At 69.0% G+C, this 24,647-nt stretch carries 22 protein-coding genes; 11 read left to right on the plus strand and 11 right to left on the minus strand.

Annotated elements, in window-relative coordinates; genetic code table 11:
- Window positions 1–21 precede the first annotated feature (21 nt).
- Window positions 22–633: a TetR/AcrR family transcriptional regulator gene (locus AC5W7N_RS25420; RefSeq protein ID WP_495922324.1), complete on the minus strand. Its 612-nt coding sequence runs from the start codon at window positions 631–633 to the stop codon at window positions 22–24.
- Window positions 634–717: 84 nt separating this feature from the next.
- Between AC5W7N_RS25420 and AC5W7N_RS25425 the strand changes: the two genes are divergently transcribed.
- The 6 genes from AC5W7N_RS25425 (at window position 718) to AC5W7N_RS25450 (ending at window position 7,979) form a co-directional block, all read left to right on the plus strand.
- Window positions 718–1,470: an SDR family oxidoreductase gene (locus AC5W7N_RS25425; RefSeq protein ID WP_495922326.1), complete on the plus strand. Its 753-nt coding sequence runs from the start codon at window positions 718–720 to the stop codon at window positions 1,468–1,470.
- A 43-nt stretch (window positions 1,471–1,513) separates the two neighbouring features.
- The gene (locus AC5W7N_RS25430) at window positions 1,514–2,773 is read left to right on the plus strand and encodes an acyl-CoA dehydrogenase family protein (RefSeq protein ID WP_195019264.1); all 1,260 of its coding nucleotides are present in this window, start codon (window positions 1,514–1,516) and stop codon (window positions 2,771–2,773) included.
- Window positions 2,770–3,918: a phosphotransferase family protein gene (locus AC5W7N_RS25435; protein WP_495922328.1), complete on the plus strand. Its 1,149-nt coding sequence runs from the start codon at window positions 2,770–2,772 to the stop codon at window positions 3,916–3,918. Before AC5W7N_RS25430 ends, AC5W7N_RS25435 begins: the two co-directional genes overlap by 4 nt.
- Window positions 3,919–4,120: 202 nt before the next feature.
- The gene (locus AC5W7N_RS25440; RefSeq protein ID WP_495922330.1) at window positions 4,121–4,837 is read left to right on the plus strand and encodes a type 1 glutamine amidotransferase domain-containing protein; all 717 of its coding nucleotides are present in this window, start codon (window positions 4,121–4,123) and stop codon (window positions 4,835–4,837) included.
- 376 nt (window positions 4,838–5,213) lie between these two features.
- Window positions 5,214–6,401: a lipase family protein gene (locus tag AC5W7N_RS25445; protein WP_228815065.1), complete on the plus strand. Its 1,188-nt coding sequence runs from the start codon at window positions 5,214–5,216 to the stop codon at window positions 6,399–6,401.
- 273 nt (window positions 6,402–6,674) lie between these two features.
- Window positions 6,675–7,979 (plus strand): DUF1254 domain-containing protein, encoded by a 1,305-nt coding sequence (locus tag AC5W7N_RS25450; protein WP_495922331.1) that lies wholly within the window; start codon window positions 6,675–6,677, stop codon window positions 7,977–7,979.
- Window positions 7,980–7,990: 11 nt separating this feature from the next.
- Here AC5W7N_RS25450 and AC5W7N_RS25455 read toward each other — a convergent pair whose 3' ends face one another.
- From AC5W7N_RS25455 to AC5W7N_RS25465, 3 genes are all read right to left on the minus strand, one after another.
- Window positions 7,991–9,058, minus strand: a complete 1,068-nt coding sequence (locus AC5W7N_RS25455) for a hemolysin family protein (protein ID WP_163814704.1) — start codon at window positions 9,056–9,058, stop codon at window positions 7,991–7,993.
- Window positions 9,048–10,427 carry a hemolysin family protein gene (locus tag AC5W7N_RS25460; RefSeq protein WP_163814705.1) on the minus strand — a complete coding sequence of 460 codons (1,380 nt, stop codon included), beginning with the start codon at window positions 10,425–10,427 and terminating at the stop codon, window positions 9,048–9,050. Before AC5W7N_RS25460 ends, AC5W7N_RS25455 begins: the two co-directional genes overlap by 11 nt.
- 242 nt (window positions 10,428–10,669) lie before the next feature.
- Entirely contained in the window at window positions 10,670–12,109 is a 1,440-nt protein-coding gene (locus AC5W7N_RS25465) for a GuaB1 family IMP dehydrogenase-related protein (RefSeq protein ID WP_163814706.1), read from the minus strand.
- 178 nt (window positions 12,110–12,287) lie between these two features.
- Between AC5W7N_RS25465 and AC5W7N_RS25470 the strand changes: the two genes are divergently transcribed.
- Entirely contained in the window at window positions 12,288–12,710 is a 423-nt protein-coding gene (locus AC5W7N_RS25470) for a PPOX class F420-dependent oxidoreductase (protein ID WP_163814707.1), read from the plus strand.
- A 356-nt stretch (window positions 12,711–13,066) separates the two neighbouring features.
- Here AC5W7N_RS25470 and AC5W7N_RS25475 read toward each other — a convergent pair whose 3' ends face one another.
- From AC5W7N_RS25475 to AC5W7N_RS25500, 6 genes are all read right to left on the minus strand, one after another.
- A complete protein-coding gene (locus AC5W7N_RS25475) occupies window positions 13,067–14,413 on the minus strand; it encodes a DEAD/DEAH box helicase (protein WP_495922333.1) in 1,347 nt (448 codons plus the stop codon).
- Entirely contained in the window at window positions 14,406–15,344 is a 939-nt protein-coding gene (locus AC5W7N_RS25480) for a M56 family metallopeptidase (RefSeq protein ID WP_163814709.1), read from the minus strand. Before AC5W7N_RS25480 ends, AC5W7N_RS25475 begins: the two co-directional genes overlap by 8 nt.
- 47 nt (window positions 15,345–15,391) lie before the next feature.
- Window positions 15,392–15,781, minus strand: coding sequence for a BlaI/MecI/CopY family transcriptional regulator (locus AC5W7N_RS25485; protein WP_036536516.1), 390 nt, complete (start codon window positions 15,779–15,781; stop codon window positions 15,392–15,394).
- 78 nt (window positions 15,782–15,859) lie between these two features.
- Window positions 15,860–16,729: an ABC transporter ATP-binding protein gene (locus AC5W7N_RS25490; RefSeq protein WP_163814710.1), complete on the minus strand. Its 870-nt coding sequence runs from the start codon at window positions 16,727–16,729 to the stop codon at window positions 15,860–15,862.
- Window positions 16,726–17,832 carry a FecCD family ABC transporter permease gene (locus AC5W7N_RS25495; protein WP_495922335.1) on the minus strand — a complete coding sequence of 369 codons (1,107 nt, stop codon included), beginning with the start codon at window positions 17,830–17,832 and terminating at the stop codon, window positions 16,726–16,728. Before AC5W7N_RS25495 ends, AC5W7N_RS25490 begins: the two co-directional genes overlap by 4 nt.
- Entirely contained in the window at window positions 17,829–18,875 is a 1,047-nt protein-coding gene (locus AC5W7N_RS25500; RefSeq protein ID WP_163814712.1) for a FecCD family ABC transporter permease, read from the minus strand. The genes AC5W7N_RS25495 and AC5W7N_RS25500 overlap by 4 nt, the downstream gene beginning before the upstream one ends.
- Window positions 18,876–18,982: 107 nt before the next feature.
- Here AC5W7N_RS25500 and AC5W7N_RS25505 point away from each other — a divergent pair, with 107 nt between their 5' ends.
- The gene (locus AC5W7N_RS25505) at window positions 18,983–19,699 is read left to right on the plus strand and encodes a hypothetical protein (RefSeq protein ID WP_163814713.1); all 717 of its coding nucleotides are present in this window, start codon (window positions 18,983–18,985) and stop codon (window positions 19,697–19,699) included.
- A gap of 113 nt (window positions 19,700–19,812) precedes the next feature.
- Here the strand turns inward: AC5W7N_RS25505 and AC5W7N_RS25510 are convergent, their stop codons facing one another.
- Window positions 19,813–20,223: a nuclear transport factor 2 family protein gene (locus AC5W7N_RS25510; protein WP_495922337.1), complete on the minus strand. Its 411-nt coding sequence runs from the start codon at window positions 20,221–20,223 to the stop codon at window positions 19,813–19,815.
- Between the two features lie 198 nt (window positions 20,224–20,421).
- On the opposite strand from AC5W7N_RS25510, the gene AC5W7N_RS25515 reads away from it, so the two are divergent.
- The 3 genes from AC5W7N_RS25515 to AC5W7N_RS25525 all read left to right on the plus strand — a co-directional run bounded on the left by AC5W7N_RS25515 (window position 20,422) and on the right by AC5W7N_RS25525 (window position 24,646).
- The gene (locus AC5W7N_RS25515; RefSeq protein ID WP_195007160.1) at window positions 20,422–21,549 is read left to right on the plus strand and encodes a PucR family transcriptional regulator; all 1,128 of its coding nucleotides are present in this window, start codon (window positions 20,422–20,424) and stop codon (window positions 21,547–21,549) included.
- 236 nt (window positions 21,550–21,785) lie between these two features.
- Window positions 21,786–22,175: a PaaI family thioesterase gene (locus AC5W7N_RS25520; RefSeq protein ID WP_228806873.1), complete on the plus strand. Its 390-nt coding sequence runs from the start codon at window positions 21,786–21,788 to the stop codon at window positions 22,173–22,175.
- Window positions 22,176–22,441: 266 nt separating this feature from the next.
- Window positions 22,442–24,646 (plus strand): MMPL family transporter, encoded by a 2,205-nt coding sequence (locus AC5W7N_RS25525; protein WP_495922339.1) that lies wholly within the window; start codon window positions 22,442–22,444, stop codon window positions 24,644–24,646.
- Window position 24,647: the final 1 nt, after the last annotated feature.

Here is a 24,647-nt window from a genome sequence, read left to right on the forward strand (position 1 = left end):
GGCCGCGGTTCGACGTGGCAGCTACATCTGGTCGACCAGGCGCAGCGTGGCGGCGAGCTGATCGAGTAATGCCTCGACGACCTGCTCGGTGGTGACCTCGCACCGGGTGCTCTCGATGGCGATCTCCTCGCCCATCGCCAGCCAGCCGCGCACCGCCAGGGTCTGCCAACTGGTGGGGTCGGCGATGCCCGCGGCGTTCATGACGCGTTCGGTGAGTTCGGAGCGCACGTCACGGAAGGCGCCGACCACCCGTTCGTCACCGCCGGCACCGCCGCGCACCAGCGAGACATAGTTGCGGGTCCGGCGCCGGATGAACGCCACATAACCGGTGGTAATGGCCCGCAGTCGATCCCGGCTGCTGCCTTCGCCTGGGTCGCGCGCCTGATCGAGCATCCGGCGCGCCGCGGCGACGACGACCGCGACGTAATAGTCGGTCTTGGTGTCGAAATAGTGGAACAGCAGTCCGCGCGAAATCCCAGCCTGTTCGGCGACCCGATCGATGGACAGCTCATGAATCGGGGTGTCGACGAGCAGGCGCAGCCCGATCCCTACCAGCTCGGCGCGCCGGTCCTTAGCGCTCTTCCTGCGGCTGCCGGCCGCCGCGTCGGCTGTTCGTGCGGTTGCCTCCGTCATGAGCTCACCATAGCCCTTGTTGAGCGTTGCTCAGTAATGTAGGTTTTGAGCAATGCTCAACAAGGACGTGCGAGGAGTTCGTTGATGAAGCGGTCGAAGATCTTGATCACCGGCGCCAGTTCCGGATTGGGGATGGGCCTCGCGCGCGAATTCGCCGCCCGCGGCGCGACCCTGGCGTTGTGTGCTCGCCGCACCGATCGCCTCGAGGCCCTGGCCACGGAGCTGACCTCGGCACACCCCGGATGCCGGGTGTTCGTGCGGGCCCTGGATGTGAACGACCATGCCGCGGTGAACGAAGTGTTCGACGCCTTCGCCGCCGATCTGGGTGGAGTGGACCGAGTGATCGTCAACGCCGGCATCGGCAAGGGCAAAGCGCTGGGGACGGGTGGATTCGAGGACAACCTCGCCACCCTGGAGACGAATCTCGTCGCCGGATTAGCGCAGATCGAGGCGGCGATGTCGATCTTCCGCGCCCAGCAGGACGGGCATCTGGTGGTGATGTCCTCGGTCAGCGCGTTTCGCGGAATGCGCCGCGCGATGACGACCTACGCGGCCAGTAAGGCGGGCCTGGCGATGTTGGCCGAGGGCCTGCGCGCCGAACTGTCGGGGCGCAGCCCCATCACGGTGAGCACGATCTACCCCGGCTACATCCGCACCGAACTCAACGAACAGGTGGCGAACGCGCCGTTCATGGTCGATGCCGAAACCGGCTGCCGGGCGTTGGCGAAGGCGATCGAGAAGGAACCCGACACCGCGGTCGTGCCGGCCTGGCCCTGGGCGCCGATCAGCGTGGCGATGCGCGTTCTCCCGCTGTCGCTGGTACGCAGACTGAGCTGACCGTCCCGCCCGCCCAACATCAACCGAACCCTGAGGAACCACGATGCTGCTCTCACCGTCACCGCGCGGGGCCGAATTGGCCGCGCGGGTCAAGGAATTCATCGACACCGAGATCACCCCGGTCGAAGCGGCCTATCACGCCGAGCTGGCCGAGGCCCGCGCCGCCGGCACCGCGTGGGAACCGCTGCCACGAATGAAGCAGCTGCAAGCGAAGGCGCGCGCGGCCGGATTGTGGAATCTTTTCCTGCCCGCCGGGCACGGCGACGGCTACGCGCAGCGCTTCGGCACCGACGGTGGCGCGGGCCTGACCAACATCGACTACGCGCCCATCGCCGAACTCACCGGCCGGTCGCTGATCGCACCGTATGTGTTCAACTGCAACGCACCCGACACCGGTAACGCCGAGGTGCTGTTGCGCTACGGCAGCCCCGAACAACAGCGGCAGTGGCTGGAACCGTTGCTGGAAGCGAAGATCCGCAGCGCCTTCCTGATGACCGAGCCGGGCGTGGCGTCCTCGGACGCCACGAACATGGCGGCGACCGCCATCGTCGACGGCGACGAGATGGTGCTCAACGGCACCAAATGGTGGTCCACCGGAATCGGCCACGCCGACTGCGAACTGCTGATCTTCATGGGCCTCACCGATCCGGACGCGCACCGGCACCGGCGCCATTCGATGGTGATCGTGCCGCGCAGCGCACCGGGCGTCGAGGTCGTCCGCATGCTTCCCACCATGGGCTGGTACGACGAACCGCACGGCCACGGCGAGATCCGGCTCACCGATGTCCGGGTGCCGCTGTCGAACGTCATCGCGGGCCCCGGCCGGGCGTTCGAGATCGCGCAGGGCAGGCTCGGTCCCGGGCGGATCCACCACTGCATGCGGCTGATCGGTCTCGCCGAGCAGGCGCTCGAGCTGGCCTGCCGGCGCGCCCTGTCACGCACCGCGTTCGGTAAACCGCTGGCCAACCTCGGCGGTAACCGGGAACGCATCGCCGACGCGCGGATCGCCATCAACCAGGCCCGCCTGCTGGTGCTGCACGCGGCCTGGCTGCTGGACACCGGCGATCTCGCCGCCTACGGCGCCGTCAGCGAGATCAAGGTGGCCGTGCCCACCATGGCGCAGCAGGTCATCGATATGGCCATGCAGCTGCACGGCGGCGCCGCACTCTCCGAGGATCTGCCATTGGCGGCGGCGTGGTTGCAGGCGCGGGCGATCAGGTTCGCCGACGGCCCCGACGAGGTGCACCGCGGCGTGGTCGCCCGCCTCGAGCTCGGTAAATACCAGCGAAAGGCGGACGCGTGACGCGCGCCGGCGAACTCGACCCCGCTCGCACGGTGCGCGAGGAGGACTCCTTCGACGTCGAGGCCGTCGCGCACTGGCTGCGCGAGCACGCCGCGGATCCGGCCGGCCTGGATGGTGTGCCCGAGGTGCGGCAGTTCACCGGCGGCGTCTCCAACCTCACCTATCTGCTGCGCTACCCCGGGCGTGAGCTGATCCTGCGGCGTCCACCCGCGGGGAGCAAAGCCAAGAGCGCCCACGATATGCACCGCGAATACCACGTGCAGCAGCTGCTCGCGCCCGCCTACGACTATGTCCCGGGCATGGTCGCCTACTGCGACGATCCCGCGGTGATCGGTTCCGACTCTTACGTCATGCAGCGGCTGACCGGCCGCATCCTGCGCCGCGATCTGCCCGAGGACCTCGCGCTCACGCCCGCGCAGGCGCACGAGCTCAGCCGCGTCTTCGTCGACCGGCTCATCGACCTGCACCAGGTCGATATCGTGGCCACCGGCCTGGACGAATACAGCCGCGGGCCCGGCTACGTCGAACGCCAAGTCGGGGGCTGGTCCAAGCGTTATCGCGCGGCGCGCACCACGAATGTCGGTTCGTTCGAGAAGGTCATGTCCTGGCTGGCAGGCAATCAGCCCGCCGACCGCGGCCTGTGCTTCATCCACAACGACTACCGCCTCGACAATCTGGTACTCGACCCCGAGAACCCGCTGCGGGTGGTGGGGGTGCTCGACTGGGAGATGACCACCGTCGGCGATCCGCTGATGGATCTAGGCTCCGCGCTGGCCTACTGGCTGGAGGCGGGCGACAATCGGATCTTCCGCAGGTTTCGCCGCCAGCCGAGCGATGTCGCGGGCATGATGACCCGCGCGGAGATCGTCGAGTACTACGCCGCGCAGACCGGTCAGACGATCACGCCCGAACAGTGGCGGTTCTATGAGGTGTTCGGCCTGTTCCGGCTCGCGGTCATCGCCCAGCAGGTGTACTACCGCTATTTCCACGGCCAGACCACCAATCCCGCCTTCGGGCAGTTGCGAGCGGCGGTCCTCGTGCTCGAGTGGCGATGCACCGAGCTGATCATGGGCGGCCTGTTCGCCCGGCTGCGCGCCCTGCCGGGACCGCTGGCGCGGTTGGCCGGGTTCGGCGCGGGAAGGTAACGGACCGCGGCCCGCACGAGTGGCGCGGCACCGATCACTTTTCTTGACGACGAGCAGCCCGGCCGCTAATGTAAGCACTAGAAACATTGACGGTCGGGATCGTTTTCACTCCCCGGCTCCCGGCCCGGTCTTATCGTGGACGCAGCGAAGGTTGCGCAGGCCGAATCCGATATCCATACCACTGACGAGCAGGGGTGCAGAAATGACGAAGGTGCTGTTCGTAATTTCGGCCGCCGACCGCTGGACGTTGAACGACGGCGAAGTGCATCCCTCGGGCTTCTGGGCCGAGGAAGTGGCGGTTCCGCATCGGATCTTCGCCGAAGCCGGATGGGACATCACCGTCGCCACCCCGGGCGGCAAGGCGCCGACGCTGGATCGGCTCAGCCTCGGCATCGCGGGCGGGATGCCGTGGAAACGGCGCGAGGTCGAACGGTATCTGGACAGCATCGAGAGCGTGCTCGACACGCCGGTCCCGCTCGATTCCGTCGACGCCGACGACTACGACCTGGTGTTCTACCCGGGAGGCCACGGCCCGATGGAGGACCTGGCCTACGACGAGACCTCGGGCGCGCTGCTCGCGCACCGGCTGGCATCCGGCAAGAAGCTCGCCCTGCTGTGCCACGCGCCCGCGGCTGTCCTCGCCGCCGCCGGGCCCGACGAGCACTCACCCTTCGCGGGTTATCGGATGACCGGATTATCCAATCGTGAGGAATTGCTCAACCGGTTCGCCAAGAAAGCGCCGTGGCTGCTCGAGGACAAGCTGAAGGAAGCCGGTGTCGAATACTCCAAGGGCCGGATTCCGTTGCGGCCGTATGTGGTTGTCGACCGGAATCTGTATACCGGGCAGAATCCGCAATCGTCGGAAGAACTGGCCCGCCGGTTGGTCGATGAAATCGGTGCGGGACAGTCCTCGAATTAGTTCGTGCACTGACTGTTCCGCTGCGCCTCGCGCGCACCTCCGGCACGAGCACGCAGGCGGATCCGGCGGCCCGTGAGTCTGCCGCACACGCGCAGCAACCAGGCGGCGGCAAGGTAACCGGCCGATGACGGTGGCGGCCATCACAGCGGCCGCCGCCCACCTTGTTGCCCTCCCGCGTCATCGCGACGCCGGGTTGTGATCGGCGACAGGAAACGCTTTCCGTTGTGAGCGGAGACGGTTTCGGCCGTTATGTTCTGTGCGGCCTACAGGACCGCTTGCGGTCGCGGCCTCCCCCCATCCACTCGGCCGGGTGCGATGCGACACGAAAGATGTTGCGGCGCACCACCGGCCATGCGGTGCTGCCCGAAGGAAAGTCTTGTCCAGATCTGTCTTCCGACTACTGACCCTGGTGCTGAGCATTGTCTGCCTCGGCTTGCTCTGCGCCCCGGCCGGTTCCGAACCGAGGTACCCCGATCCCGACCCGGATCCGTTCTACGCCCCGCCCGCCGATCTCGCCGCACGCCATCCGGGGGACGTGGTGCGCATCCGCAAGATCGACACCGGACCCTATCTGGGGACCGAAGGATGGCAGGTGGCGTTCCGGTCCACCGATTCCACCGGCGACCCGATCATGGGGATGACCACGGTGCTGATGCCGATCGGAGTGCCGAACCCGCCGCTGGTGTCGTATCAGGCGTTGATCAATTCGCTCGGTACGCGGTGTAATCCGTCCCGGTCGCTGTTCAACGGCGAGTTGCAGGACGCGGTCGGGTCCATGTTGCCGATCTGGCGGGGTTGGGCCATCTCACTGCCGGACTACCTCGGGCCCAACGTGGCCTACGGTGCGGCGCGGTTGAGCGGCATGGTCACCCTCGACAGCGTCCGCGCCGTTCAGCGGGTCGCCGAGCTCGGCCTGCACGATGCGCCGGTCGCGATCGCCGGCTACTCCGGCGGCGGCATGGCGACGGCCTGGGCCGCCGCCCTGCAACCGAGCTACGCACCCGAACTGGAGCTCAGCGCGGCGGTGGCCGGCGGAATCCCGGCCGATCTGGAACAGATGGCCCTCGGTCTCGGCTTCGGCCCGCATCCAGGGTTCGGCCTCGCCTTCGCCGCGGCCATGGGGCTGGAACGGGAATACCCTGAGCGCCTGCCGATTTCCGAGCAGCTCAACGACCACGGACGCTGGTTCCGCGAGTTCACCCATAACGCGTGCCGTCGCTTCCTGCTCTTCCACGGGGTCTTCCGCAGCGCCGAGGAGATGGCGGCGTCCAAGAGCCTGATGGACAGCCCCGAGGCGCGCGCGGTGCTCCACGAGAACAGCCTCACCCATTTCGACGGCGTACCAAGCGCACCGACCTATCTGTGGCACGGCCGCTACGACACGCTGACCCCGTATAACGCCATCTCCACCGTCGCGGACCGGTACTGCCGTGCGGGGGCGCCGGTCGAGCTGGTCACCTACGACATCGCCGAGCACATGACCGCCGCCGTCGCCGGATTCGCCGATGCCTGGAACTTCGTCGAGGCCCGCTTCCGCGGCGACCCCTTGCCGAGCGGGTGCTGATCGATGCGGGACCGTGCGGGTCGGCGGTCCCGCATCAACTTCACCCCGATCGGGTGAGGAGGGGCGGCCGGGCCGGCGAATACCGTCGGTTACGGCGTCGAACCACACCGGTTCCGGTCGACGGTCGATATCCACACCGGTATCGAGCGGCGGAACCGGTCAGCGTCCGGTCAGCGTGGACCGGCCGCGATGCCGGCACACGCGATCGACGCCGGCACACCATCGACACGATCGACGCACACCCGTGTCGACGTCGATTGCGATGGAGGGATCATGAGCATCTTGGCCGCCGATCTGCGCACACTGAGTCGCGAAGCCTACATCTATCTGTATCCGCTGGTAACCACCGACGAAACCCGCCGACAGCAGATCAACGGGGCGGCCGGGTCCAAGCCCAGCTTCGGCCCGCCCAACCAGTTCCACCACATCCGGGAATTCCCGGACGCGGCGTTCCGGACGGTCGTGCGGCCCAACTTCGACACCCTGTACTCCTGCGCCTGGATCGACCTCGACCAAGGCCCGGTACAGGTGCACGCACCCGACAGCGGTGATCGCTTCTACATGCTGCCGATGCTCGATGCGTGGACCGATGTGTTCGCCAGCCCGGGCAAGCGCACCACCGGCACAGGACCGCAGGACTATCTGCTGGTCGGGCCCGGATACCGCGGGGACCTACCGCCGGACATCCCGGTCATCCACGCACCGACGCCCCATGTGTGGATCATCGCCCGCCCGCAGACCAACGGGCCCGGCGATTACGCGGCGGTCAACGCCTTCCAGGACGGTCTCCGGATCATCGATATCGGCGAGCGTGCTCCGTTCGAGCCCGACCCCACCGTCGACAGCAGTGTGGAACCGCTGCACGTGGTCGAATCGTTGTCGGCGGCGGATTTCTTCCGGCGCGCCTGCGCCGCGCTCGCCGTCGATCCGCCGCACCTCACCGACTTCTCGCAACTGGCCAGGATCGAACCGCTCGGAATAGTCCCCGGCCGCCAGTTCGATGTCGCGCGGTTCGGCGCGGCCGAGCTCGAAGAGATCGAGGCGGGTGTGGCCGACGCGCGGATGGCGATCACCAACGCGCCCCGAACGGTCGTGCCGCCGGTCGACGGCTGGGTGACCCTCGGCACCGGTGTGTACGGCAACGACTACCTCACTCGCGCGGCCATCGCCAAGGCCGGACTCGGCGCCAACCCGCCAGAAGATGCCATCTACCCGTTGCTGCTCACCGATGCCGAGGGGAAGCCGCCCGTGGGCGATTCCGACTACGTCATCCATTTCGACGCGGATCGGCTGCCGCCCGTCGACGCCTTCTGGTCGATCACGATGTACGACGCCGAAGGATTCCAAACACCGAACGAGCTGAATCGCTTCGCCATCGGCGATCGCGACGAGCTGCGCTACAACCCCGATGGCTCCCTCGATGTCCACATCTCGCATACCAACCCGGGGCCGGACCGCGAATCGAACTGGCTTCCCGCTCCCATCGGGCCGCTCGGCATCACCCTGCGCCTGTACGCACCGCACACCGCCGCACTCGACCGCACCTGGACGCCACCGCCGGTGCACAAGGTCGGGTGAGCAGGGCGCCGCTATTCGATCACACGGTGGGTGCCGTCGCGCACGGTGCCGACGAACTCCTCCACCAGATCCTCGAGCGCCACGATGCCGACCGTGTTGCCGCGGTTGTCGACCACGCGGCCGAGGTGGCTGCTGGTCCGGCGTAACCGGGCCAGCGCCTCGTAGAGCGGGGTTCCGGCCAGCACCGTCGGCAGTGGGCGGATGTCGGTGCGCGGGATCGGGGTGTTCGGGCCGGCGGTCTCGTCGGCGACCAGGTCGAGTACGTCCTTGACGTGCAGATAGCCGACCAGTGAGCCGTCGTCGGCGGAGACCGGGTACCGGGAGAACCCGGTTTCGGCGACCGCGGATTCGATATCGCCGAGGGTGGTGCCGTCGCCGTGCAACGGCACCGTCCTGGTGGTGTCCAGCCCCACCATGACGTCGCCGACGACACGCTCGGAGGTACCGAGTGCCTGGGTGAGCCTGCGGTGTTCCTCCTCGTCGAGTAAGCCCTCCGAGCGGGACTCGCCGATCATCTCGGCCAGCTCCACACTGGAGACGGTCGCGTCGAGTTCGTCCTTCGGCTCGATCCGCAGCATCCGCAGCGACAGGTTCGCCGCCAGGTTGTAGACCGCGATCAGCGGACGGGCCAGCCGCAGCCACAGCAGGTGGATCGGCACCAGCAGCAGGGCCGTGCGTTCGGGCCCGGCCAGCGCGATGTTCTTCGGGATCATCTCGCCGAACAGAATGTGCAGCACCACCACGATCGCCAGGGCGATGGTGAACGCCACCGGATGCAGTAGCTGATCGGGTAGCCCGGCCAGATGGAACGGACCTTCCAGCAGGTGCGCGACGGCGGGCTCGCCCACCCGGCCCAGCAGGATCGAACAGATCGTGATGCCCAACTGGGCCGCCGCCAGCATCATCGACAGGTTCTCACCCGCCCGGATGACGGTGGTGGCGTTGCGTTTGCCTTGTGCGGCAAGGGCTTCCAGCCGGTCGCGGCGCGCCGAGATCAGTGCGAACTCGGCGCCGACGAAAAAGGCGTTACCGGCAAGGAGCACGACGGTCAGCGCGACTCCGAACAGATCACCGCCCATGGTCGGCCTCCTGCCCGTCGAGCACGTCGGCGGTGACCGGGATCAGTCGCACCCGATCCACCCGTCGTCCGTCCATCCGCTCCACCCTGGCCAGCCAGCCGCCCTGACCGTCACCCGGATGACGCTGCTGCGAGCGCGGATCGGGCAGCACCACGGTGTCGCCGGCTTCCGGAATCCGGCCGAGCCGGATGAGCACGAGCCCGCCGAGGGTTTCGTATTCCCCTTCGGGCGCTTCATATCCGGTGGCGCGGGAGACCTCGTCGATGCGCAGCAGACCGGAGCAGTCCCAGCCATCGGAGACGCGGCGCACGTCGCGTTCCTCTTCGTCGTGCTCGTCGCGCACATCGCCGAGGATTTCCTCGATCACGTCCTCCATGGTGACCAGTCCCGCGGTGCCGCCGTATTCGTCCACCACCAGCGCCACCTGCATGCCATCGGCGCGGATGCGTTCGAGTACTTCGTCACCGTCGAGGCTGGCGGGCACGATCGGAACCGGCCGGGCCAGCAGATGCAGCGCCAGTCCGCGCCGGGATTCGGCGGGAACGGTGAAGGCCTGCTTGACGTGCACCACGCCGAGGGTGTTGTCGAGGTCGCCGTCGATCACCGGGAACCGGGAGTAGCCGGTGCGGCCGGCGGCGGCGATGAGATCGGGAATCGTATCGGACTTGTCGAGCGCTTCGATCTTCACCCGCGGCGTCATCAGCTCCTCCGCGCTGCGTTCGCCGAATTCCAGCGAGCGGTCCATCACCTGCGCGGTGCGTTGATCGAGGGCGCCGCGCTGGGCGGAGGTACGCACCAGCGAACCCAGTTCCTGCGGCGACCGGGCCGAGCGCAGTTCTTCCGCCGGCTCCACGCCGAGGCGGCGCACCACCCAGTTGGCGGTGCCGTTGAGGAAGTGGATCAACCATTTGAACACCACCGAGAACGCGACCATCGGACCCGCGGTCATCCGGGCGGTGCCCAGCGGGGCGGCGATGGCGATGTTCTTGGGCACCAGCTCGCCGTAGATCATCGACAGCGAGGTGGCCAGGATCAGCGCCAGCGCGAGCGACACACCGCGCGCGGCACTGTCGGTGAGACCGACGGCCGAGAACGCGGGCGTCAGCAGCCGCGCCAGCACCGGTTCGGCGATATAGCCGGTGATCAGGGTCGTGATGGTGATGCCGAGCTGGGCGCCGGACAGCTGAAACGACAGCGTGTGGTGGGCCTTGCGGACCATGCGGGCCCGGACGTCACCGTCGCGCGCGTGCGCTTCGACGGTGCTGCGTTCGAGGGCGGTGAGGGAGAATTCCGCGGCCACGAACAGCGCTGTCCCCGCGGTCAGTGCGATGAAACCGATCAGGCTGAGCACAGTGAGCACGACGGACACGGTCAGCACCACCCGGGCCGGTGATCGGTGGGCACGGTCGTGCGTACTGCGGTGAGCTGGACGGCTGCGAGATGGAGGACGCCGGGTTGGTCACCCGGCTCGATAGAGGAGCCCTCCTGTGCGGCGTCCTCGGACGCGGGTGACAACTGGTTCCTTTCGCATGGGGAATGGGGGCCGGCGGTGCCGGCAACCCTTATGCTACCGGCCCACGCGCGTCTCGCGTGGGCCGGTCCGTGGTTGATTCACCAACCGCTGGGCAGCGGACGGCCCTCGGCGAATCCGGCGGCGGACTGCACACCGAGCACGGCCTTGTCGTGCAATTCGGCCAGTGAGCGCGCGCCCGCGTAGGTGCACGCGCTGCGCACACCCGAGCAGATGTGGTCGATGAGGTCCTCGACGCCGGGACGTTCGGGGTCCAGTCGCATCCGCGAACTGGAGATGCCCTCCTCGAACAGCGCCTTGCGGGCCCGGTCGAAGCCGCTGTCGGCGGCGGTGCGGGCGGCGACGGCGCGCTTGGAGGCCATGCCGAAGCTCTCCTTGTAGGCGTTGCCGTCACGGTCGATGCGCAGGTCGCCGGGGGATTCGTAGGTGCCGGCGAACCAGGAGCCGATCATCACGTTCGATGCGCCCGCGGCCAGCGCGAGCGCGACGTCGCGCGGGTGGCGCACGCCGCCGTCGGCCCAGATGTGCACTCCGAGTTCCCGGGCGGCGCTCGCACATTCGGCGACGGCGGAGAACTGCGGGCGGCCGACGCCGGTCATCATTCGAGTGGTGCACATGGCGCCGGGGCCGACACCGACCTTGATGATGTCCGCACCAGCTTCGGCCAGGTCCCTTGTGCCCTGCGCCGAGACGGTATTGCCCGCGACCAGCGGCACTCCCAGCCCGAGATCGCTGATGGCGCGCAGGGTTTCGAGCATCTTGACCTGATGACCGTGCGCGGTGTCCACCACCAGCAGGTCGGCGCCTGCGTCCACCAGGGCCTTGGCCTTGGCGGGCACGTCACCGTTGATGCCGACGGCGGCGGCGATGCGGAGCTTGTTCGCGGCATCCACGGCGGGGGTGTAGATGCCGGTGCGGATGGCGCCGGTGCGGGTGAGCACGCCGGCCAGGGTGCCGTCCTCGGCGAGCAATACGGCCAGACTCGAATGCGCGGCCTCGAGCAGGTCGAAGATCTCACGCGGGGCGGCGGTGACGGGGGCGGTGACGAAATCGGTGGCGGCCACATCGCGCAGCCGGGCGAAACGGTCGACGTCGGCGCAGGCGGCTTCGGTGACCACACCGACCGGGCGGCCGGTCTCGTCGACCACCACCGCGGCTCCGTGCGCGCGCTTGTGGATCAACGCGACGGCCTCTGACACCGACTGCTCCGGGCTGAGCGTGACCGGGGTGTCGGCGGTCAGCGATCGGCTCTTGACGAAGGCGATGGTGTCGGCGGCGGCATTGTTGGGCAGATCCTGCGGCAACACCACGATGCCGCCGCGCCGGGCCACGGTCTCGGCCATGCGCTTGCCCGCGACCGCGGTCATATTGGCGACGACGATGGGGATGGTGGTACCGGACCCGTCGATCGTCGACAGATCGACGTCGAACCGCGACGCCACATCCGTCCGGTTCGGGACGAGGAAGACGTCGTCGTAGGTCAGGTCGTACGGCGGCTGATGTCCAGGGAGAAACTGCACTGCACCGATGGTAATCGCGCCGCACCGAACGTGCGCCGTACTCGGCGCCGGCCGGGGCGGCAGCCCGGCCCGGCTCGCGACGCGCCCGCAGGTGGTTGCGCCGCGCGGTCGCATGAACGATCGTCGATCCAGGCTCACCGCCGGCTGTGCTTTTCGCCACGAGGAAGGAAGTCGCCGCATGTCGTTCACCGAGGACGAGCTGGCCTATCTTCGGTCGCAACCGGTAGCCAGGGTGGCCACCCTCGGCGCGGGCGATCAGCCCGATGTGGTGCCGCTGGCGTACGAATTCGACGGCACCCACTTCTGGATCGGCGGCGTCGGCGCGTCCGTGCTGGACACGCGCAAGTTCCGCAATGTCCGGGCGGGGCGGCGGAAGGTGGCGCTGGTGGTCGACGATCTGGTGTCGATGGACCCGTTCATCGCCCGCGCGGTCCGGGTATACGGCGAGGCGGGCGACCCCGTCGAACGAGTGGGCATGGTCGGACCCGGTGTTTTCGTCCCGATCACGCCCACCGTGTCGTGGAGTTGGAATATGGCGGGCGAGCCGGCGGGGGAGAGCTGGTATCCGGCGCGGAAAGCGGTGCACCGGCGGCCGGACTGAGCCACGCGTTCCGGCACTGTGGCCGGATCCTCTCGGCAGGTCCGTGGTCGGCGCTCCGCATCCAGCGCTCGACCAGATCATCGGCCGGGCAACCGGGTGTCGGGCGGATGTGGAGGCCTGATCGGCATCCCTGCAACCCGCGTGGCCGCCTTACCGGCCTCGGACACCACGGGTACCGGGCGGCTGTGCCGAGTCGGCATAAGTGGGGGCACCGGTTGCCGATGTACACGCCGTGCCGGATTGCTCGTGCGGCACGTCCTGGTTGCCCTCGACGGCGGCGCGCATCAATGGCGCGCGATGCCGAGTTCGGGGATGGGCGATGCGTTGACCGGATCGTCGGCCCGGAACAGCGCCGATCAGTTTGCGCGCCGGTTGCGGCCCGGTCGCGAGCGTGTCGAATTTCCGGTGTGGCGGCGTGTTTTCCCGGGCGTGTGGTGGGGACGTCCGGCGCGTCGCGGCTTGGCCGAAGCCGTCGGCGCGGCTGGTTCGGCCGCAGGCTGCGGTATCGGGACGCCCGGCGGCGTGCGGGCGCCGGTCAGTCGGCGAAGAAACCGATCGCCGGGCGTGACGGTGGCCTCGGCGGCCTGGATGCCCGCCCGGCGGGCGAGGGCGGCGACCTCGTCGCGCTGGTCCTCGGTGACCAGGGTGACGACCGTGCCGGTGGCGCCCGCGCGGGCGGTGCGGCCGGCGCGGTGCACGTAGTCCTTCGGATCGGCGGGCGGGTCCACGTGCACCACCAGCGAGATGTCGTCGACGTGGATCCCGCGGGCGGCGACATCGGTGGCGACCAGGACCGGCACCGAGCCGTCGGCGAACGCGGCCAGCACCCGGTTGCGGTTGTTCTGCGATTTGCCGCCGTGCAGCGCCTGGGCGTCGACCCCGATCTCGCGCAGCCGCGCGGTCAGTTTGTCGGCGCCGTGCTGGGTGCGCACGAACAGCAGGGTGCGGCCGGCGCGGGCGGCGACTTCGGCCACCACATCGCGCTTATCGGCCTTGCGCAGAAACAGCAGGTGATGCGTGGCGGCGGGAGCCGCGGCCGCGGTCTCGGGTATCGGCTCGGAGGCATGGGTGACCGGGTCCCGCAGGTACCGGTGCACGAGATCATCGACGGCGTCGTCCAGGGTGGCCGAGAACAGCAAGTGCTGAGTGCCGACCGGGATCTGATCGACCAGCGTCTGTACTTGCGGCAGGAAACCGAGTTCGGCGAGATGGTCGGCCTCATCGATGGCGGTGATGCGCACCGCGTCCAGTGCCAGCGCCTGCTGGGCGATCAGATCGGCGAGCCGGCCGGGTGTCCCGATGAGCAGGTCGACACCGCGCGCCAGGCGCTCGGCCTGACGTTTGATGGCCAGCCCGCCCACGGCGGTGCCGAGCCGAAGCCCCAGCGCGAGCGCCGCCGGATCCAGCGCACCCTCGATCTGCGCCGCCAGTTCGCGAGTGGGTGCGAGGATCAGGCCGCGCGGACGGCGGGGTGCCGAGGGCGCACCGGCCAGACGTACCAGCATGGGTAGCCCGAAGGCCAGGGTCTTCCCGGACCCGGTGGGTGCCCGGCCGAGCACATCGCGTCCGGCGAGCACGTCCGGGATGGTCGCCGATTGGATCGGGAACGGCGTGCGGATGCCTTCGCGGCCCAGCGCGTGCACCAGCACGACCGGCAGCCCGAGCGCGGCGAATGTGGCCGGGGCAGTGGATGGTTCAGGCACGGAACAGCCGAGTCAGCTCGACCAGCCACGGAATCGCGACGGCCAGCGTCGGCACCACCAGAATCGCGATCGAACCCAGATACGCGGCGGCCGCGATCTTCACATCGCCCAGCGGCCCGGACAACCGCTGAATCCGGATCAGCGTGCTCGGACCGCCGACGGCCAGCGCGCCCTGCGGCGCCGTCGACTTCGAACAGGCCACCAGCGCCCGCGCCAGCGGCTTGGGTCCGGTGACCTTGACCGCGGAATCGTCGGCGAGCAACTCGATCAGCAGCTTCACCGAATCGAGCGCCGACTTGCTGCGCACGAAACGGGGGAAGGCCTCATGGGCCGCGGTGAACGCCTCGAGCACCAAGTCGTGGCGAGCCCGCAGATGCGAACGTTCGTGGCTGAGGATCGCGGTGAGTTCGCGCTCGTCGAGATTGTCCAGCGTGCCCGCGCTCACCACCACCCGCTGGCGCAGGCCGGGCAGGCAGTAGGCGATGGGTTCGGAGGCGGCGAGCACCCGGATATCGGCGGCGCGGCGTTCGGGGCCGCTCTGGTCCAGCAGGTCGACCAGCATCCGATGGCGAGCCCGCCGGCGCCGGGTGTGCACGCCGACCCGGATCGCGGCCCAGATCAGGCGTGCGCCGACCATCAGCGTCAGCGCGAAGACGAACACATAGGCCAGCCACAGCGGCAGCCCGAGCGCGTCGATCTCGTCGGTGGGTGAGGTGGTCGGCCGCCCGTCCGCACCGGGCACCAGCAGCTCACTGGCGATCGCCAGTCCGGAACCGAACGCGCTCAGCACGGCGGCCAGCGCGATCGCCTGCCACAGCACCAGCGCGGCCCGGGGTGTGCGGTATGTCCACTTCGACCGGGCGAGCAGGGCTGGGGCAGGCCCCGCGAGAAGCAATGCGAGACCGGCGAAGACCGGCGCGGTTGCGTTCATCGACTCAGCTCACTGCGTTGTGGGGCCAGGGGTCGAAGACACTGCGGTCACGGCGACGGTGCGGTGTCCTCATCTGCTTCGAGCTTAGCGAGTGCCTCGCGCAGCGCCGCAGCCTCGTCCTTACCGACCTGTTCCACGAAGTGCACCAGGGCGGCGGCCTTGCTGCCCGCTTCCTCGGCCTGCTGCAACGCATCGACCATGAGGCTGGCCACCAGCTCGTCGCGGGTATGCACGGGAGCGTACCGATGGGCGCGGTCATCGCGCCGCTGAACGACCAGGTTCTTCTTCGCCAGACGCTGCAGAACCGTCATCACCGTGGTGTACGCGAGCTCGCGGCGCGCCGACAGCGCTTCGTGTACCTGCCGGACCGTTTGCGGTTCGTCGGCCGACCACAGTTGGTCCATGACCGCTTTCTCGAGTTCACCAAGTCCTGCCATTCCACAATTTTACGGACTCAACGACGCGGATGCGTACTACAGGGTGTCGTAACTGGCTGGTAGCTGGTGTGGTATTGGTCATACTCCGTCGGCGGCGGCCTCGGCGGCGACCGGGCCGCCCGCCGTACCGAGCACATGCCTGGTGCCGATCGGCACGATCATCGGCCGCCCCGACATCGGATCCTCCAACACGGTGGCCTCGAGCCCGAACACCTCGCGCAGCAGCGGGGCGTCGATGATATCGGCCGGGGCGCCCTTGGCGATGATGCGCCCGTCGCGCATGACGATCAGCTGGTCGCTGTAGCGGATGGCCAGGTTGAGATCGTGCAGCACCATCACCACGGTGCGGCCGAGCTCATCGTGCAACCGGTCCACCAGATCCAGCACCTCGAGCGAATGCGCCAGATCGAGGTAGGTGGTCGGTTCGTCGAGCAGCAGGATGTCGGTGCCCTGGGCCAGGGCCATGGAGATCCAGGCCCGCTGGCGCTGGCCACCGGACAGCTCGTCCAGCGATCGGTGCGCCAGATCGGCGATGCCGGTCTGTTCCAGGGCGGTGAGCACCTCGGATTCGTCGGTGGCCGACCACTGTTTGATCCACGACTGGTGTGGATGACGTCCGCGCGCGACCAGATCGGCCACCGTCAGGCCCTCGGGGGCGACCGGAGTCTGCGGCAGCATGCCGACGATGCGGGCGACGTCCTTGGTTTTCATCGACGAGATCGCCTTGCCGTCCAGCAGGACCTGCCCGGCGCTCGGCTTCAACAGCCGGCCCAGTGACCGCAGCAGGGTGGATTTGCCGCAGCCGTTGGGTCCGATGACGGTGGTGATCACGCCGGGGGCGATGTCGAGACTCAATCCGTCGACGATGACCCGTTCGCCGTAGCCGAGCGTCACGCCGTCGGCGGCCAGCTGATGCGAGCCGTTCTGCGGGGCTTGTCCGGTCTTCACAGCGTGGCCTTCCGATTCAAACGAATGAGCAACAACAGCAGGAACGGGCCGCCGATGGCCGCGGTCACGATGCCGACGGGCAGTTCGACCGAGAACAACGTGCGCGAGACGATATCGGCGCCGACTACCAGGATCGCACCGATCACCGCCGAACCGATGAGCGGTTCACCGGGAGTGCGCAGCACGCGGCGGGCGATCTGCGGCGCGGCGAGCCCGACGAACGCCACCGGCCCGACCGCCGCGGTCGCCACCGACGCGCCGATCACCGCCGCGCCGATGAGCACGGCCTGCTGGGTCTGGATCCGCACGCCGAGCACGCGCGTGGTGTCGGTGCCGAGGCGCAGCGCCGCCAGCGTCCTGGCCGAGCCGACCGCGACGACCAGCACCACGGCCAGCGCGATCGCGGCGGGTACGAGTTTGGAGTCGTCGGCCGAATTGAGCGAGCCGGTCAGCCACAGCTGCGCGCGGGCGGCGTCTTCGAGGCTGGCGCTGGTGAGCATCCAGCTGATCGCCGACAGCAGCAGCGAGTTCACCCCGACGCCGATGAGCACCAGCCGCATCACCGTCACCCCGCTGCCGCCGAGCGGGTTGCGTCCCCAGGCGAGTAGATAGATGGCGGCGGCCGTGCCGAGCCCGCCGACCATGGCGGCGATGGGGGTGCCGAGCGAGATCGCCCAGCCGGTGGTCGCGCCGCCGGTGCCGACCATCACCGCGACGGCGCCGAGCGCGGCCCCGGAGGTGATGCCGAGGAAGTCCGGCGCGGCCAGTGGATTGTGCAGGATCGACTGGGTGATGGCGCCGGCGATCGCGAGCGCCGCACCGACCACGACAGCCGTCAGGGCGCGTGGCAGCCGGGATTCGAACACGATGAACCGTTGCGAGCGGGTGCCGCCACCGGAAAGCACATCGAGCACCTTGCCGAAGCCCAGATTGGTTTCCCCGATGGCGATGTCGAGGCAGAACAGGCCGAACAGCGCGACGGCGAGCACCGCGATGATCACGACCATCCTGGGCCGCAGCACCAGCGAAACCGGGCCCCACCGCAGGGCCGAACGCAGCCGCGGCGCGGTGGCCTGCTCGGACTCGGGCAGTGAGATCGTCATACGCTCACCAGCTTCCGTCGCCGGACCAAGGCGATGAAGAAGGGCGCGCCGACCGCGGCCAGCATCACGCCCACCTGGAGTTCGCCCGGACGCGCGACCACCCGGCCCGCCGTATCGGCGACCAGCAGCACCAGGGCGCCGAACAGGCCCGAATAGGGGATCAGCCAACGGTTGTCGGGCCCGGTGAACACGCGCGCGATATGCGGAACCACCAGGCCGATGAACGCGATCGGCCCGACGGCGGCCGTCGCGGCACCGCACAGCAGCACCACCGCGGTCAGGCCGAGTGCCCGGCTGCGGCCGATGTTCACGCCGAGACCGCGCGCCACATCGTCGCCGAGGCTGAGCAGATTGAGTCCGGGTGCGGCGATCAGCGCCAGCACCGCGCCGGCCGCGAGGAAGGGCAACACTTGCCAGAAGACCTCGGCGCCGCGCCCGGAGACCTCGCCGACCACCCAGAACCGGTAGCTGTCGAGGGCGCTGGTGTCCAGAGTGACGATGGCGTTGGTCAGCGCCTGCAGGAACGCCGTCACCGCGGCGCCCGCCAGCACGAGACTCAACGGGCTCGCCGAGCCCGCGCCGATCGAGGATGCGCCGAACACGATCAGCCCGGCGATGAGCGTGCCCGCGAACGCGAACCAGATGTACTGCTCCGGGGCGGTGAACGCGAACAGGTACATGCTCAGTGCCGCGAGGAACGCCGCACCGGCATTGAGGCCGAGCAGTCCGGCGTCGGCCAGCGGGTTACGGGTGTAGCCCTGGATCAGCGCACCGGCCATGCCGAGGGCGAGCCCGGTGACCAGCGCGAGGACGGTGCGCGGCAGCCGCAGCCCGCGCACGATCTCTTCCTCGGTGGACAGCGCGGCGCAACGGAAGGGCCCGTCCGCGCAGGACAGGGCGTGGTCGAGGGCGTCGTAGACCGTGGTCGGGGCCAGCGATCGGGTTCCGATCGCGACGCTGGCGATCAGCGTCAGCCCCAGCAGCGCAATGAGCAGCAGGAGACCGGTGATACGACGCCGCCTCATGGTCGCAAGGGCGGTCACGGCGGCGAAAGACTCCTCACTGTGTTCGACGCAATACTTGCTAGGTCTGGTAAGGCTAACCTATCTTCCGAGTGACACCGCGACGGAGTCCACCCCGAGGAGGTTCGATGCCCGAACTCGCGACCACTGGCACATTCCGTGCCACCCAGCCGGCCTTCGGGCGCGCCTGTACCCGGCTGCGGGCATTGCAACCGGAGCATCCGAGAGTGTATGCCGTCGCCGCGATGGCCGAACAGGGCAAACGCCGCTGGTGGCGGCTGGCCGACGGGCTGCGTGAAGGCAGGATCGAACTCATGTACCGGCGCCATGCCGCCGAGATGATCAGCGCCGACATCGCCGCGGAAGTGGTTGCCACCGCACTCATTCACGCCGTGCTCGGCCGGGTGGTCGCACTACTGGTCGCCGAGGGCAGAGCCTGGGATCCGGGTCTGGAGAACCTCTGGATCCACACCGACAACGACGGCGGCATCGACTGGGCCGGCCTGGTCGACACCACCATCCGCGCGCTCGACGACGACATCCATGCGGGCGAGCGGGGTGTGGTCGGGTTGCCGTGCGAGGAGGCGATGTTCGTCTGGCTGGCCCATCGCTGCGAGCCGTCGCTGACGCTGATTCAGGAGTGCCTGACCCGGTGCTCGGGTCTGAGTGCCCGCCGTTTCTGGGGCCTGGTCGGTGAATCTGTGTCGGGCGCAGCGACTTACGTGCCCGATCTGGCGCGCACCGATGCTGCGGTCGGCATGCGCCGTGGGCAGGGTGTGCTCATGGCACTGGAGGAGCGCGGGCTGCCGGTGCGCCGTGCGGCAACGGGGGCACTGGTCAGGTAGGGCCGCTCGACCCGGCGCGATGCTCGCGCGCCGGGTTTCCGGGCGTCGGCCTGTGCCGGGCGGGTCATGACGCGGGACCGAGGTGTCCGGCGTTGTTCCTGCCCGGCGCGGCGCTAGTGGGCGGGAGCCGAGCGGTCGAGGACGGCCGCACCCACGGCGGCCTGCATCGCGACCCCGTCCACATAGGAATGCTTTTCCTTGACGGCCCCGTTCTCGACCAGCACGAAGTCAGCGAGATCGACGGCCACCGGATTACCGGTCGCGGAGGTGCCGCGCAGCTGCCACCGCACCACCCAGAAGTCTTCGCCGACGCGCAACGAGACCAGATCGAAGACCAGGTCGGGCACCAGGGCGAAGGTTCCAGCGGCGGCGTCGCGGATCGCGGCCCGGCCGCGGGCGGGCTCTTGGCCCGGATGCAGGTGGAATATCGAGTCCTCGGTGTGCAGGGCGACAATGCGATCGGGATCGCGGTCGGCCCAGCAGGCGTGATAGCGGTCGAACAGCTCACGGGTTGCGGTGCTCATGGCGAGGAACTCCTGTCGTGGTGCGTCGGATGCGCGCGATCGGCGATGGCGCCGGGAATCGGTGTGCCCACCGCTGGAATTCGATGCTGATCGCCGACGTCCAGTGTCTTCGCCGCGGGCCCGCCGTGGCGACGGGCGTACGCCCCCGCTTCGGGCATTCCCGATGTGCGGCCGCACAACGGGAATTAGACTCGCCGGGTGACCTGGGACTCATCCGCCGGGCCTGCCGCGCTGTTGTCGGGCCTGCGGGCGGACCTGGCCGCGATTTCCGAAAGGGTCACCACCAGAATCGAATCCGACGAGCAGGATTACAGCGCCGCCGCGTTGGATCACGACGAGCTGGCAGCCGTCGTGACCGGCAACATCGCATCCATGCTCGACGCCATCGGGGGCGTGCCGTATTCCCTCGAGCCCGCCCGCCGCACCGGTCGTCTCAAGGCCGAACGCGGGGTCTCGCTGGACAGCCTGTTGCACGCCTACCGGCTTGCCGGGCTGGCGTTCTGGGAGATCATCGCCGAACGAGCGGGCCGGGCCGACGGCGCCGAGCTGTCCCGGCTGTCGACCGTCGTGTGGGCGACCGTGGACGAATACTCGGTCGCCGCGGCGGACGCCTACCGGCACATCGTGGCCGCCGAAGACGAGCGGCCCATGCCACGGCTGCTGCGCGCACTGCTCGATCCCGGGCTCCCGGCGACACGCCGTGCGCGGCTGTGTGAGCGGATGGGCCTGCCCGCACGTGGCGCGTTCCTCATCCTGGTCGGCGATGTTCGCCTCCAGGCCCCGGGCGTGACGACGGTGCGGACCGTGGTGGCCGACGATCGCGTGACGCTGGTCGCCGCGCGGACCCTCGACGTCCTCGATGACGCCGTACGCCGGGTGCGGTCCCGGGCGGGCGCCAGCAAGCCGTTCGACGATCTCGCCGCCGCACCCGGCGCGCTCGATCAGGCCCGGCTGGCTTTCCGATGCCTGGGCCCGGACGATCTCGGCGTCCACCGGTACGCGTCCTCGCCCGCGCGTGCCCTGATCGCGGCCCATCCCGCTCTCGCCACCGATGTCCTGGCCGACACCCTGGCCGCATTCGACGGACTCCGGCCCGACGACGCCGACGATCTCGTCCGCACGCTGTCGGCCTGGTTCGAACTGGCGGGTTCGACCGCCGCGGTCGGACAGCGAATGCACTTGCACCGCAATACCGTCCTGCACCGGCTCAAACGGGTGGAGAAGCTCACCGGTATCGCGCTGGCGGTGCCTGCGGAGGCTGCCCTGCTGTACCTGGCCGTGCAGGCTCGGTTGCTCGGGGCTCCCGGCAACGGGTTGCCCAGTTAGGTAAGCCTGCCCTATACTCGGTCCCGGCGTACGGATCGAGCGAGAGTCCCGAGGGCTGCGGTGACCCCCGATCCATTGCCGCGACGGGCTCCACTCCGGTGGAGCCCGTCGCTCTGTTCCCTGACCCCCTGACGGGATGTGCCGCGAGCGGCCGAGACCGGTGGTGTAAAGGTGGATCCATGACCGAACAGCAGACCCACGCGCTCACCTCGCTGGCCGATATCACCCCCGAGCTGATGACGAAGTACAGCGAAGGCACCTTCACCGATCTGATCGGCCTGCGCTACACCGCCGTCGGCCCGGATCTGGTGCGCGGCGAATGGGAGGTCACCCCCAAGCTGCACCAGCCCGCGGGCATCCAGAACGGCGGCGTGCTCTGCACCGTCATCGAATCGCTGGCCAGCGTCGGTGGCGGCGTCTGGTACGGCGAGCGCGGCAATGTGGTCGGCGTGAACAACAGCACCGACTTCCTGCGCGCGGTGCGCGAGGGCACGCTCACCGGCGAGGCCACCCCGCTGCATCAGGGGCGGCTCCAGCAACTGTGGCAGGTCGTGGTCACCGACGAGAGCGGGCGCGTGGTCGCGCGCGGTCAGGTGCGGTTGCAGAACCTGCCCCATCAGTCCTGATCCTCGCGGCCGGCCTTCCCGCCCGAGCGCTGTCGAGCGCGGAGCGGGGCGCCGGAACCCAGCGACCCGGCTAACTTTCAGCGACCTCGGCTGCGGCGGTGCCGCGCACATGGAAACTCTTCTCGCTCAGCGGCTTTGCTGCGAGGATTGTTAGGATCGCGCGGGCGTCGGCCGCGACGCCCGGTGGCCGTTGTCACCCGACGTCGACGTGGAATCGGCGGCGCCCAGCAGCTGGGCGCGGCCGCGCGGGAGTGAGGGAAAACGCTGTGTTCGGACTGACCAGGCGGCGCAGCCGGCAGATTCTGGCCGTGTTCGCGGTGCTCGCACTGGCCATGGGAATGCTGAGCTCGACCCTGTTCGACAAGGTGCAGGGCGGCGGATATATCGCCCCCGACAGCGAATCCAGCAGGGCCACCGAGGCGCTGGCCGACGAATTCGGGCAGGCCCCGCCCAACCTCGTCCTGCTGGTCGAGGCCGACCGGCCCGTCGAGGACGATGAGGTCGCCACCGCCGCAACCGAACTGGTCGACCAGCTGAAGGGTGAGGCAGGCGTCACCGGCGTCGCCTCCTACTGGACCGACAAGACGCCCGCGTTGCGCAGCGCCGACGGCCGCAAGGGCCTGATCGTGGCCAGCATCCTCGGCGACGAGGCCGACGTCGATCGCCGGGTCGGCGATATCGCCGAACGGTTCGAGGGCAGCCACGGCCCGGTCGAGGTCCGCATCGGCGGCTACGCGATGCTGCTGCGCGAAACCGTGCAGCAGAGCGAAAAGGACGTCGTGATGGGCGAATCCATCGCCTTCCCGATCACCCTCATCGCGCTGCTGTTCGTCTTCGGCGGCCTCGTCGCGGCCAGCCTGCCGCTGGTGGTCGCCATGGTCACGGTGATGATCACCATGGGCACGCTGTGGCTGATCGCGCTGGCCACCGATCTGGCCGCGACCGCGACCAATGTCGCCACCCTGCTCGGGCTCGGCCTGGCGATCGACTACAGCCTGCTGATGATCAACCGCTTCCGTGACGAACTGGTCGCGGGCACCGATCCGGGTCCCGCGGTCGCGGCCACCATGCGCTCGGCCGGTCGCACCGTGGCCTTCTCCGCCGCCACCGTCGCCGTCGCGCTGTCGGGGCTGCTGTTCTTCCCGCTGCTCGCGGTCCGCTCGATGGGCTACGCCGGGCTCGCCGTCGCGCTGATCGCGGCGACCGTCTCGCTCACCGTGCTGCCGGCGATCCTGTATCTGGTCGGCACCCGCATCGACAAAGGGCAGCTGGGCTGGTTCTTCCGGGCGCCGCGGCCCGCGCCCGGCGAAGGTTTCTGGCATCGCCTGGCCACCGCGGTCATGGGCAGGCCCGTCCCGATCGGACTGGCGGTCGCGGCGCTGCTGCTGGTGCTCGGAGCACCGTTCCTCGGCATCAAACTGGGCTTCCCCGACGAGCGTTCGCTGCCGGAGTCGATGAACAACAGGCAGGTCACCGAGGCGATCCAGCGCGATTTCACCGTCACCGAACAGAGCGGGCTGTTCATCGTGCTGCCCGAGGGCAAGTCCGGTCTCGACGCCTACGCCCGCCGCGTCTCCGACATCGACGATGTGCAACGGGTCGACACCGCGACCGGCAGCTACGCCCACGGTGGCCTGCTGGCCCCGGCCACCGACACCCACGAACAGTTCGCCACCGACTCCGCGGCCTACCTGTCGGTGGTCCCCGACACCACCGATCCCGAGGTGCTGGATCGGATCGTGGACGATGTGCGCGCGGTCGAGGCGCCTTCGGCGGTCCTGGTCGGCGGCGTGGCTGCCGCCAATGCCGACGCCATCGACGAGGTGATCTCGACCCTGCCGATCGCGCTCGGGTTCGTCATCCTGGTGATGCTGGTGGTGCTGTTCCTGCTCACCGGCAGCGTGGTGCTGCCGCTGCTGGCGGTCGTGCTCAGCTTCCTCAGCCTCACCGCCACCTTCGGCGCACTGGTCTGGATCTTCCAGGACGGACATCTGTCCGGGCTGCTGGACTTCACCGTCACCGGGGATCTGCCGGCCACGGTGCCGGTCATGCTCTTCGGCGTCGCCTTCGGCCTGGCGATGGACTACCAGGTCTTCCTGCTCGCCCGCATTCGCGAGGAATACGACCAGACCGGCAAGAACGAGGTCGCGATCGCGGTGGGCCTGGAACGCATCGGCCGCATCGTCACCGCCGCCGCGGTGCTCATCTCGCTGGTGTTCCTCGGCTTCCTCGCCTCCGACATCACCTTCATGAAGGCCTTCGGCATCGGACTGCCGCTGGCGGTGCTGGTCGATGCGACGCTGGTGCGCGGATTCCTGCTGCCCGCGGCGATGAAGGTGCTCGGCGACTGGAATTGGTGGGCGCCGGGACCGCTGCGCCGACTGCACGAGCGGTACGGCCTGGACGAGGGGCCGTCGCTGCCGCCGGCCCCGGTGGACAAGGACGACTGGCGTCAGCCGGTCGGGGTCTGAC

The organism is Nocardia sp. CDC519 (assembly GCF_059509835.1).

What these genes read in the sequence shown, in the direction of transcription:
- AC5W7N_RS25420 (WP_495922324.1), bottom strand. Translation starts at nt 633, where the DNA reads ATGACGGAGGCAACCGCACGAACAGCCGACGCGGCGGCCGGCAGCCGC.
- AC5W7N_RS25425 (WP_495922326.1), top strand. Translation starts at nt 718, where the DNA reads ATGAAGCGGTCGAAGATCTTGATCACCGGCGCCAGTTCCGGATTGGGG.
- AC5W7N_RS25430 (WP_195019264.1), top strand. Translation starts at nt 1,514, where the DNA reads ATGCTGCTCTCACCGTCACCGCGCGGGGCCGAATTGGCCGCGCGGGTC.
- AC5W7N_RS25440 (WP_495922330.1), top strand. Translation starts at nt 4,121, where the DNA reads ATGACGAAGGTGCTGTTCGTAATTTCGGCCGCCGACCGCTGGACGTTG.
- AC5W7N_RS25450 (WP_495922331.1), top strand. Translation starts at nt 6,675, where the DNA reads ATGAGCATCTTGGCCGCCGATCTGCGCACACTGAGTCGCGAAGCCTAC.
- AC5W7N_RS25455 (WP_163814704.1), bottom strand. Translation starts at nt 9,058, where the DNA reads ATGGGCGGTGATCTGTTCGGAGTCGCGCTGACCGTCGTGCTCCTTGCC.
- AC5W7N_RS25470 (WP_163814707.1), top strand. Translation starts at nt 12,288, where the DNA reads ATGTCGTTCACCGAGGACGAGCTGGCCTATCTTCGGTCGCAACCGGTA.
- AC5W7N_RS25480 (WP_163814709.1), bottom strand. Translation starts at nt 15,344, where the DNA reads ATGAACGCAACCGCGCCGGTCTTCGCCGGTCTCGCATTGCTTCTCGCG.
- AC5W7N_RS25485 (WP_036536516.1), bottom strand. Translation starts at nt 15,781, where the DNA reads ATGGCAGGACTTGGTGAACTCGAGAAAGCGGTCATGGACCAACTGTGG.
- AC5W7N_RS25495 (WP_495922335.1), bottom strand. Translation starts at nt 17,832, where the DNA reads ATGACGATCTCACTGCCCGAGTCCGAGCAGGCCACCGCGCCGCGGCTG.
- AC5W7N_RS25505 (WP_163814713.1), top strand. Translation starts at nt 18,983, where the DNA reads ATGCCCGAACTCGCGACCACTGGCACATTCCGTGCCACCCAGCCGGCC.
- AC5W7N_RS25510 (WP_495922337.1), bottom strand. Translation starts at nt 20,223, where the DNA reads ATGAGCACCGCAACCCGTGAGCTGTTCGACCGCTATCACGCCTGCTGG.
- AC5W7N_RS25520 (WP_228806873.1), top strand. Translation starts at nt 21,786, where the DNA reads ATGACGAAGTACAGCGAAGGCACCTTCACCGATCTGATCGGCCTGCGC.